The 10365-nt window shown below is 58.3% G+C and carries 9 protein-coding genes; 7 read left to right on the forward strand and 2 right to left on the reverse strand.

Annotated elements, in window-relative coordinates:
• Positions 1-123 precede the first annotated feature (123 nt).
• The 4 genes from dgcB to ACI7MX_RS22210 all read left to right on the forward strand — a co-directional run bounded on the left by dgcB (position 124) and on the right by ACI7MX_RS22210 (position 5344).
• Positions 124-2067: a dimethylglycine demethylation protein DgcB gene (gene dgcB / locus ACI7MX_RS22195; RefSeq protein WP_405584599.1), complete on the forward strand. Its 1944-nt coding sequence runs from the start codon at positions 124-126 to the stop codon at positions 2065-2067.
• Positions 2064-3275: an electron transfer flavoprotein subunit alpha/FixB family protein gene (locus ACI7MX_RS22200; protein WP_405584602.1), complete on the forward strand. Its 1212-nt coding sequence runs from the start codon at positions 2064-2066 to the stop codon at positions 3273-3275. The genes dgcB and ACI7MX_RS22200 overlap by 4 nt, the downstream gene beginning before the upstream one ends.
• Positions 3276-3469: 194 nt before the next feature.
• Positions 3470-4240: an electron transfer flavoprotein subunit beta gene (locus ACI7MX_RS22205; RefSeq protein ID WP_314489121.1), complete on the forward strand. Its 771-nt coding sequence runs from the start codon at positions 3470-3472 to the stop codon at positions 4238-4240.
• Between the two features lie 522 nt (positions 4241-4762).
• Entirely contained in the window at positions 4763-5344 is a 582-nt protein-coding gene (locus ACI7MX_RS22210; RefSeq protein ID WP_405584605.1) for a GNAT family N-acetyltransferase, read from the forward strand.
• On the opposite strand, the gene gbcA is transcribed toward ACI7MX_RS22210, so the two are convergent.
• A complete protein-coding gene (gene gbcA, locus ACI7MX_RS22215; protein ID WP_314489128.1) occupies positions 5338-6630 on the reverse strand; it encodes a glycine-betaine demethylase subunit GbcA in 1293 nt (430 codons plus the stop codon). The two genes, ACI7MX_RS22210 and gbcA, sit on opposite strands and share 7 nt — an antisense overlap.
• 246 nt (positions 6631-6876) lie before the next feature.
• Here gbcA and gbcB point away from each other — a divergent pair, with 246 nt between their 5' ends.
• The 3 genes from gbcB (at position 6877) to ACI7MX_RS22230 (ending at position 8700) form a co-directional block, all read left to right on the forward strand.
• Positions 6877-7977 (forward strand): glycine-betaine demethylase subunit GbcB, encoded by a 1101-nt coding sequence (gene gbcB / locus ACI7MX_RS22220; RefSeq protein ID WP_314489131.1) that lies wholly within the window; start codon positions 6877-6879, stop codon positions 7975-7977.
• Between the two features lie 193 nt (positions 7978-8170).
• Entirely contained in the window at positions 8171-8401 is a 231-nt protein-coding gene (locus ACI7MX_RS22225) for a hypothetical protein (protein WP_122785406.1), read from the forward strand.
• Positions 8398-8700, forward strand: a complete 303-nt coding sequence (locus ACI7MX_RS22230) for a cell division protein ZapA (protein ID WP_122785405.1) — start codon at positions 8398-8400, stop codon at positions 8698-8700. Before ACI7MX_RS22225 ends, ACI7MX_RS22230 begins: the two co-directional genes overlap by 4 nt.
• 123 nt (positions 8701-8823) lie before the next feature.
• On the opposite strand, the gene ACI7MX_RS22235 is transcribed toward ACI7MX_RS22230, so the two are convergent.
• A complete protein-coding gene (locus tag ACI7MX_RS22235; protein ID WP_314489140.1) occupies positions 8824-9864 on the reverse strand; it encodes a low specificity L-threonine aldolase in 1041 nt (346 codons plus the stop codon).
• Positions 9865-10365 lie beyond the last annotated feature (501 nt).

A 10365-nucleotide genomic window follows, 5' to 3' on the forward strand; every position in this document is an offset into this window, starting at 1 on the left:
CTCCCAGAGGGAGAGGGGACTGGACACTGGCGTTGCGGCTTTCACCGTTCGGCCCCCTCTCCCTCTGGGAGAGGGCTGGGGTGAGGGTCGTGTGACCACACCGAATTTCAAGGGGAGCCCCCCATGCTGAATGTCCTACTGCCTCTGCTGCTCTTCGCCGCGCTCAGCCTGGCCATCATCGGCGCCTTTCGCCGGCTCAAGCTGTGGCGCCAGGGTCGCCCGTCCAAAGTTGATCTGCTTGGCGGCCTGCTGGCCATGCCGCGTCGGTACAGGGTCGACCTGCATCACGTCGTTGCCCGCGATAAATACATGGCCAACACCCACGTCGCCACGGCGGGCGGCTTTGTGTTGGCGGCACTGCTGGCCCTATTGGTGCACGGCCTGGGCCTGCATAACCGCATCCTCGGCTACGCGTTGCTGTTCGCCACGGCGCTGATGTTCATTGGCGCACTGTTCGTCTGCAAACGTCGCCTCAATCCCCCTACGCGCCTGTCCAAAGGCCCGTGGATGCGCCTGCCTAAAAGCTTGCTGGTGTTCTCGGCCAGTTTTTTCATCCTCACCTTGCCCGTTACGGGCTTGTTGCCAGAAGGCTTTGGCGGCGGGTTGCTGGCCACGGTGTTGGCCGTCGGGGTGGCGTGGGGCGTGTCAGAACTGTTCTTGGGCATGACCTGGGGCGGGCCGATGAAGCACGCCTTCGCAGGTGCCCTGCATCTGGCCTGGCACCGCCGTGCGGAGCGCTTTGGTGGCGGTCGCTCCACGGGTTTAAAACCTCTGGACCTGAATGACCGCAGCGCGCCTTTGGGAGTCGAAAAGCCCAAGGACTTCACCTGGAACCAACTGCTCGGTTTCGACGCCTGCGTGCAATGCGGCAAGTGCGAAGCTGCGTGTCCGGCATTCGCCGCAGGCCAGCCGCTCAATCCGAAAAAGCTGATTCAAGACATGGTCGTCGGGTTGGCGGGCGGCACAGATGCGCAATTTGCCGGCAGCCCCTACCCCGGCAAGCCGATTGGCGAACATGGCGGCAACCCGCATCAACCCATCGTCAATGGCCTGGTCGACGCTGACACCTTGTGGTCGTGCACCACCTGCCGGGCCTGTGTTGAAGAGTGCCCGATGATGATCGAACACGTGGACGCCATCGTCGACATGCGCCGCTTCCTTACCCTGGAAAAAGGCGCCACCCCGAACAACGGTGCACAAGTGCTCGATAACCTGATCGCCACGGACAACCCCGGCGGCTTTGCCCCCGGCGGACGGATGAACTGGGCGGCCGATTTGAGCCTCGACGTGATGCGCGACAAACCGTCGGTGGACGTACTGTTTTGGGTCGGTGACGGCGCCTTTGATATGCGTAACCAGCGCACCTTGCGTGCTTTCGTCAAAGTGCTGAAAGCGGCGGGCGTGAACTTTGCGGTGCTGGGCCTGGAGGAACGCGACAGCGGTGACGTCGCCCGGCGTCTGGGCGATGAAGCCACGTTTCAAGGGCTGGCTAAACGCAATATCCAGACGCTGGCGCAGTACCGGTTCAACCGTATCGTCACCTGTGACCCGCACAGTTTGCATGTGTTGAAAAACGAGTACGGCGCGTTTGGCGGCGACTACCAGGTTCACCATCACAGCACCTATATGGCCGAACTGATCAAGGCCGATTTACTGGATTTGAAGGCTGACACGGGCGGCAGTATGACCTATCACGACCCCTGTTACCTGGGCCGTTATAACGGCGAATACGAGGCCCCGCGCACGGTGTTGCGTGCGTTGGGTATCGAGGTCAAAGAGATGCAGCGTTCGGGGTTTCGGTCGCGCTGCTGTGGCGGCGGTGGTGGGGCGCCGATCACCGACATTCCCGGCAAACAGCGCATTCCCGACATGCGCATGGACGATATTCGCGAGACAGGTGCCGAGCGGGTGGCGGTGGGCTGCCCGCAATGCACGGCGATGCTTGAAGGCGTGGTCGAACCACGGCCGCAGATCAAGGACATTGCCGAACTGGTGGCCGATGCCCTGATCGAGCCCGTTGCGCCCGCCCAACCGGCTAAACGCCTGGAACCTGAGGTGATCACATGAGTGACCTTATACGCCGCGACCCGCGTGCCGAGCGTATCGCGCGCAATCGTCTGCATCCGTTGCATGCCGCGATGCAACCGGCGCAATCGACCTGGATGGGGCCCAACGGGGTGATGCGCAAAAACGTCCACGCCGTCGGTTTTATCGGTCCTAACGGCATAAAACGCATCGATCGCAGCGGCGCGCAGCAGGCTGGCGTCGGCAAGCGTTCAGCCAGCAGTGAGGTGATCTTGCCGCTGCATCTAGTACCCGCCCCGGCGTTTTACATTGCCGTGGTGCCGGACATGATCGGCGGCCGCTTGAGCAGCCACGACCGTGACCTGCTGGGGCTGGCCCGACAACTCGCAGGTGCAGACGGTGCGGTGTTGGCGGTGGTGTTTGGCGAGTCACGAGAAACCGCGTTTGCCACCGCGGGCGTTGACCGGTTATTGCTGCTCGGCAACCCAGGTTATGCACCGGAGCAACAGGTTGAGGGGTTGCAGGCTGTGGATAACCAGTTTGCGCCCAAGCATTGGTTATTGCCGGACAGCCGCGCAGGCGGTGGGGAGTTAGGGCGGCGTTTTGCCGCTCGTATGGGCGAGCGACCGGCTACGCGGGTGTGGCAGATCAAGGACGGTCACTGTATCGGCCGTGCAGGAGCGGGTTTGCAGGACGTGGTGCGGGGTGTGCCGCGCATCATTCTGGCGACAGGCGAATGTGCAGAGCCCGTGAGTGACAGCCGGTACGAAGCGCTTGAAGTGCAGTTATCCACAGCGGTGGTGCCATGTTTGGCGCGTATTGAGGATTTAGGCGCGGTGGAGGTGGACTCGGGGGCCATTCCCATGGCGCAAGCGGAATTCATTCTCAGCGGTGGCAATGGCGTTAAAGACTGGGCACTTTTCCACAGGGCGGCTGCGGCCTTGGGGGCGACGGAGGGTGCCTCGCGGGTGGCCGTGGACGATGGTTTTATGGGGCGCGAGCGGCAGGTGGGTGCCAGTGGTACGTGGGTGACCGCTCGGGTGTATGTGGCGGTGGGCATCAGTGGCGCGATCCAGCACCTGCAAGGCATTGGCGCCTGCGACAAGGTGGTGGCCATTAACCTGGACCCGGCTTGCGACATGATCAAACGGGCGGATTTGTCGGTGATTGGGGACGGTGCGGCGATTCTTCAGGCATTGATAGTGGCTGTGGATAAGTGGCGGCAAGAGAGTAAGCGTGATGCCGCCTAGAAGCCCCTCACCCTAGCCCTCTCCCATAGGGAGAGGGAACTGACCGCATGCAGACTGAAGAACACCAGAAACCAGTCCCCTCTCCCATAGGGAGAGGGAACTGACCGCATGCAGACTGAAGAACACCACAAACCAGTCCCCTCTCCCTCCGGGAGAGGGCTAGGGTGAGGGGCTTTTGATTTGGAGATTAAACAATGACCATCGCCACTGTTGCACTGGTATCCATCGGCGCACACCCGGCTTCGGGCCGCCCTCGACGAGCCGAACACGATGCCCGTGCCGTCGAACTGGGCCTGCAATTGGCTGGGGATAACCTGCACGTGCTACACGCGGGCAACCCCCATGAGCCGGCATTACGGGCCTATCTGGGCATGGGCCTGTCCGAATTGCACGTGCTGGAACAACCTGCGGGGGCCGATGCACTGCCAGCGTTAACAGACTATTTGCGTGAATCCGGTGTGCAACTGGTGCTCGCCGGCAGTCAGGCTGAAACCGGCGAAGGATCGGGCATGTTGCCCTATCTGTTGGCCGAGCAATTGGGTTGGCCCTTGCTGGTGGGCATCGCGCACATTGAATCTATCCACAACGGTGTCGCGCTGGTGCTGCAAGCGCTGCCCCGAGGCCAGCGGCGTCGTCTGAAAGTACGCCTGCCCTTTATGGCCACTGTGGATAACGCCGCCCCCAAAGCCCGACAAAGCGCTTATGGCCCAGCCACGCGGGGGGAAGTGAATGTAGAAACAGTGGATGTGGCGGTGGAGGAGTTATCCACATCACCGCTTTTCCAGCCTGCCAAGCCCCGCCCCAAGCGTTTGAAAGTGATTAAGGCCAAAAGTGCTGCCGAGCGCATGAAAGCAGCCACGGCCAAGACCGTGGGTGGTTCTGGCCAAGTGCTCAAGGGTGTGACGGCAGAAGAGGGCGCCGAAGCCATTTTGAAGTTATTCATCGAGGAAGGTGTGATTCGCTGACTTGCCCACAAAGTCTGTTAGCGCTTATGTGGATAAGTTGTTTGCTGTCGGCTAAGCGCCATACAGCACGCGGCTTCCATGCTTCTGATCAAAAAATAGACAATTGACCTAGTTATGCACTGCGTGACGGCTTAACCCTTGAATTATGGTGCTTTAAAAGGGTTTTCCACAAAGAAAAGGTGCGGTGCATAAGTTGCGCACATTCTCTGTTGGCGGTTATGTGGATAAGGTGTTCGCTTGTGGCTGTAAGCCACGAATAACGTGGCTTACACTGAGTTGTACAAAAAATAGCCAATCGGGCTTCAAGCCTGGAATTGTCCACTTCCCCACAATTGCTGTGGGTGTGCCTGTGGATAAGATGTTGGTGAACTGCTGCGGCCCTTTGAATGCAGAGGGTAGAGCGATCTGGTTAAAAAATGACCACTTCGCGTAACAATTGGATATAAAGGCCTTTGACGCGTGTATTGCAGCGTTAAAGCGGTTCACGCTAAAAAAGCGCTTCCTTCTAGGGAGTCACTTTTTATGGCCGTTTTTATGCGTCCAGCTCAACGCAGCGATGCGCGTGAGATTGCTCGTTTGTTTCAAATTTCGTCTGAAGGCTGTGCCGATTACATCTGGAGTTTAATCGCAGAGCCAGGGCAACCCTTGTTGGACGTAGGCGAGATGCGCTATGCACGTGAGGGGGTTATTTTTTCTTACGAAAACTGCCGGATCGCCGAAGCTGAGGGTCAGGTCATCGGCATGATGCACAGTTTTGAAATGCGCCACGATCCCGAGGCACAGCCAGAAACCGACCCGGTGCTGGCGGCCTACGCGGATATGGAAATACCCGACACCCTTTATATTTCAAGCCTGGCGTTGCATGAGGGCTGGCGCAACCGTGGGTTAGGCCAGCAGTTTCTAAAGCACGCGCATGCGCGTTGTAGGGAGTTGGGTCTCAAGGGCTTGAGTCTGATCGACTATGAAGCCAACAGCGGCGCCCGGCGTTTTTACGAGCGCCATGGATTCGAGATCGTCAAGACGTGCGAGGTTGTGCCCCACCCGTTGATTCGTGTCACCGGGAAGGCGCATTTGATGTATTGCCCGCATGGTGAGAGCTATTGAGCTACTGCCCCTTTTAGGTACGGTGCGGGCGCAGCGCCCAAATTGTTGAGCAAGCGCTCGCTGTACCAGTCGATAAAGTTGACCACGCCAAACTCGTAAGTTTTGGAATACGGCCCCGGTTGGTAGGCGATGGAGTTGATGCCGCGCTGGTTCTCCTCGGCCAGTCGGCGGTCTTGATCGTTGGTGGCGTCCCAGACTTTGCGCATCCGCTCTACGTCGTAATCCACCCCTTCGACCGCGTCCTTGTGCACCAGCCATTTGGTGGTCACGACGGTTTCTTGTGCGCTGATGGGCCACACGGTGAACACAATGATGTGGTCGCCCATGCAGTGGTTCCACGAGTGGGGCAGGTGCAGGATGCGCATCGAGCCCAAATCCGGGTTTTTGATTCGGCCCATCAGTTTGGTGCAGCCCTGCTTGCCATCCAGCGTCATTGATACCGTGCCCTTGAGCAGGGGCATGCGCACGATGCGGTTACGCAGGCCAAAGCTGGCGTGGGCATAAGGAATCTTTTCGGCGTCCCACGCCGCTGCCGAGGCGGCTACGTGATCTTTGAACGCCTGATCGGCACGCGGGTCGGTGACGTCATCCCACTCGAGCAGGGTTTTCAGCAGCTCGGGGTGTGACGCGTTGCAGTGATAGCACTCGCGGTTGTTTTCCAGCACCAGTTTCCAGTTGGCTTTTTCAACCAGGGTGGTTTGAATCGCCACCTTGGTGTTCTCCATGTCGTAGGGTTCCATGTAGTGATCGAGCGTTGCCAGAAACTCGTCGATGGCGGGCGGGTTGTCGGCCAAGCTGATAAAGATGTAGCCGCCAGCGGTCTTCACGTTCACAGGTTTGAGGCCGTACTGCTTCATGTCGAAATCGGCGCCCATCTCCGTGCCGGCAAACAGCAGGCGCCCGTCCAGCTCGTAGGTCCATTGGTGGTAATGGCATACCAGCTTCGCCACTTTGCCTTTTTCGAGGGTACACAGCCGTGAGCCACGATGGCGGCACACGTTATGGAAAGCATGCACCTGACCCTCGGCACCGCGAATGACGATGATCGGGTTGTTGCCCACTTGCAGGGTCAGGAAGTTGCCTTTGGTCGGGATCTCGCAGGTCATACCAGCAATCAACCATTCCTTCTGGAAGATTTCCTGCATGTCGATCTCGAACAATCGCTCGTCGTTGTAGAACGGCTGCGGCAACGAAAACGTCCGTTCGCGGCTGTGCAGCATCTGGGCGGTGGCCAGGCGTGCGGGTTCCAGCGGGTCGCCCAGGCTCAGGGTGGCGGTGATGTCCATCGTTGTCGTCCTCATGGCCATCGGGTGTGGCCTGGCAGTGGCTGATCAGTTGCGCTGAGTGTGCGTTCAGCGCGTGGGGATGCCATATCCACGGGCGACATGGCCCCATCTGTTGACGACGCGTGAGGGCCTGTTTTCAGGGGCTGGTCGCGATAAGTATGTGAATGTCGCGAATAGGTAAATGGTCGCCTCGGGGCCTGCGCAGAATCGCCAGCATGAGGCCGGTAGTCGGCCGTGGAGAAGCGCATGTCCAACAGCTTTCTGAACCCGGTGACCACCCAGACCTGGGCCAATGGCCGCCACATCGTGCGTTGCGTCAAAGTGATTCAGGAAACCTGGGATGTGCGCACCTTTTGCTTCATGGCGGATCAGCCGATTCTGTTCTTTTTCAAGCCGGGGCAGTTCGTGACCCTGGAGCTGGAAATCGACGGTGAGGCGCTCATGCGCTCGTACACCATCTCCAGCTCGCCTTCGGTTCCGTACAGCTTTTCGGTGACCATCAAGCGCGTGCCGGGCGGGCGCGTGTCCAACTGGCTGCACGACACGCTGCAAGAAGGTCAGGAACTGGCGGTGCATGGCCCGGTGGGGTTATTCAACGCCATCGATGCGCCGAGCCCCAAGGTGTTGTATTTGAGCGGTGGCGTGGGAATCACCCCGGTTATGTCGATGGCGCGCTGGTTTTATGACACCAACGCCAATGTCGACATGGTGTTTATCCACAGCGCCCGCTCGCCCAAAGACATCATTTACCACCGCGAGCTGGAGCACATGGCATCGCGTATCGACAACTTCAGCTTGCACCTGATCTGTGAAAAACACGGGTTGGGCGAGCCGTGGGCGGGGTATCGCGGGTATTTGAATCACAAGATGCTCGATTTGATGGCCCCCGATTTTATGGAGCGCGAAGTGTTTTGCTGCGGGCCGACGCCGTACATGAATGCGGTCAAACGCCTGTTGGAAACCAATGGCTTTGAGATGAGCCGTTACCACGAAGAGTCTTTTGGCGCGACGCCGCCCGAAGCGCGGGCCGATGCGGTGGAACAGGCCGAGCAGGCGGCCGATGCGCCGGAGCTGGACGTGGCGGACTTGAATCAGGTGGAGTTCACCGCATCCGGTAAAAGCATCCGCGTGGGCCCGGCCGAAACGGTGCACGCGGCGGCGGCCAAGTTGGGTTTGTTGATTCCCAAAGCGTGCGGCATGGGCATTTGCGGCACCTGCAAAGTGCTCAAGCTGGGCGGCGAAGTGGAGATGGAGCACAACGGCGGCATCACCGACGAAGACGTGGCAGACGGTTACATTTTGTCGTGCTGTAGCGTGCCCAAAGGGGATGTGAGGATTGAATTCTAGTGGCTAGCTACCAGGAATGGCCGGTGGCGGGTGGCTCTTAACTTGAGGCTTGCAGCTTGCAGCTAAGTCACCGCCCGGGGAACCGAGAACCCCATAAATAGTCTTTAAAGCTCATATGCAAAGGTCACCGCTAGCTTAGCCGGTGACTTTTCTTTATCGTACGCGCCCTCTGAAACTGCTTGAGAACATCACTATGATTGAGTCATCCCTTAGCAAACTGGAACAACTGGTCAGCGATCTGGTTCAGCAAAAGCAAGAGCTGCTGGACACCAACGCTCAACTGAACGCGGAACTGGTTCAGGCCAAAGACGAAAACGAAAGCCTGCAACTGAGCCTGATGGAACAGGAAGAGAAGCAAGGCGCTACGGCTGCCCGTATTCAAGCACTGGTTGATCGCGCGAGCGTGAGCCCTGTCAACGCATGAGCGTGGACAGAGACGGTGTAAACGTCGTCTCGATTCTGGGTAACGACTACACGATCAAAGCGCCGGAAGGGGAACAGCAAACCCTGATGGCCGCCACGGTCATGTTGAAGGCAGCCCTGGCCGAAACGAAAAGAAAGTACCCGAGCTTGATCGGGGACAAATTGTTGGTATTGGCCGCGTTGAACCTGTGTTCCCAGCAGATTGAATTGCAGCTGTGCCACAAACAGGAACTCGACCGTTATCAAGAGCAAGTCAGCGCCACGGTCGATGTGATTGAGCGAACCCTCGGACAAGTCTGATTATTCGCAAAATTCTGTAGCCGCTGCCGCAGGCTGCGATGGGTTGCGCAGCGACCCCAAGATGCTGAAGGTCCTGTGGACCTTATCGCAGCCTTCGGCAGCGGCTACAGAGAACTAGCGCTTTTACCCCGCCATCACTTCGCGAATATCGGCCGCCAGTTCCCGCACGCGGGCTTCCTCGGTGTCCCATGAGCACATAAACCGTGCCCCGCCTTTGCCAATAAAGGTATAGAAGCGCCAGCCCTTGGCCGTCAATGCCACCACGGCCGGTTCTGACAGTTGCAGAAACACACCGTTGGCCTCCACCGGGAACATCAACTCAACCCCCGGAATGTCACTGACCAACTGACTCAACAACTGCGCGCAATGGTTAGCGTGGCGCGAGTGTTTCAGCCAGGCATCATTCTCCAGCAGGCCCACCCACGGGGCAGACAAAAAGCGCATCTTGGACGCCAATTGGCCGGCCTGTTTGCAGCGGTAGTCAAAATCCACCGCCAGATCATGGTTGAAGAACAAAATCGCCTCGCCCACCGCCATGCCATTTTTAGTCCCGCCAAAGCACAGCACATCGACCCCGGCTTTCCAGCTCAGGTCAGCCGGTGAGCAGCCGAGAAAGGCGCAGGCGTTGGAAAAGCGTGCGCCATCCATGTGCAGCAACAGGCCCAACTCTTTACAGGTCGCGCTGATGGCGCGGATTTCTTCCGGGCGGTAAACGCTGCCCACTTCCGTGGCCTGGGTGATGGTCACCACACGCGGTTTTGGGTAGTGAATGTCTTTGCGCTTGAGGGCAATTTCACGGATCGACTCAGGCGTGATCTTGCCGTTTTCAGTGCGGGCAATCAGCAGTTTCGAGCCGTTGGAAAAGAACTCCGGCGCGCCGCATTCGTCGGTCTCAACGTGGGCAGTTTCGGAGCAGATCACGCTGTGGAAGCTCTGGCACAGCGACGACAGGGCCAGCGAATTGGCCGCCGTGCCGTTAAAGGCAAAAAACACCTCACAGTCGGTCTCGAACAGATTGCGAAAGTCATTGGCGGCGCGCAGGGTCCACTCATCGTCGCCGTAGGAGCGCTGGTGGCCGTGGTTGGCTTTTTCCATGGCAGACCAGACTTCAGGGCAGATACCGGAGTAGTTGTCGCTGGCGAATTGTTGGCTCTTGTCAGTCATTTTCCGGGTCCTGGGTCGAAGATCGTGATGCACTTTATCCAAGAATCCGCCGGGTGCACAGGCACGACTCAAGATGCGGAAAGATCCTACATATAAATAACCCTACATCGTGTTAAAACGCAGAACTGACTTTATTGACTGATTTATTAATTAAGGTTGGTGCAACTGCGCAACTTCTTGCGCACTTTTATTTGCTGTTTGTCATTTTATGAAACAACTAACGATTTCTACACGAAATTAAACGTATTGAACTTCGGGTGAGCGATCACCGTGAAGTTTGAGCTGCCTATCACCTCGTGAACAGCGTCACTGATATTGCCCGTTGCAACTCTTTGTCCTACAGGAGTCTGATGCATGATCAAGCGACCTCTAAAAAACCCCAACGACCTCAAGCTCAGACGCACCGATGCCAAAGTGGCCTTGGGCGTCTGCCCGTTAATGAAAAGCACCGTGCAACTGCTGCCCCTGCGTTATGGGCTGGTGGATAACCCGGCGCTCGAC

It is taken from the genome of Pseudomonas sp. 2024-210 (assembly GCF_045062345.1).
In the GTDB taxonomy this organism is placed as follows: domain Bacteria; phylum Pseudomonadota; class Gammaproteobacteria; order Pseudomonadales; family Pseudomonadaceae; genus Aquipseudomonas.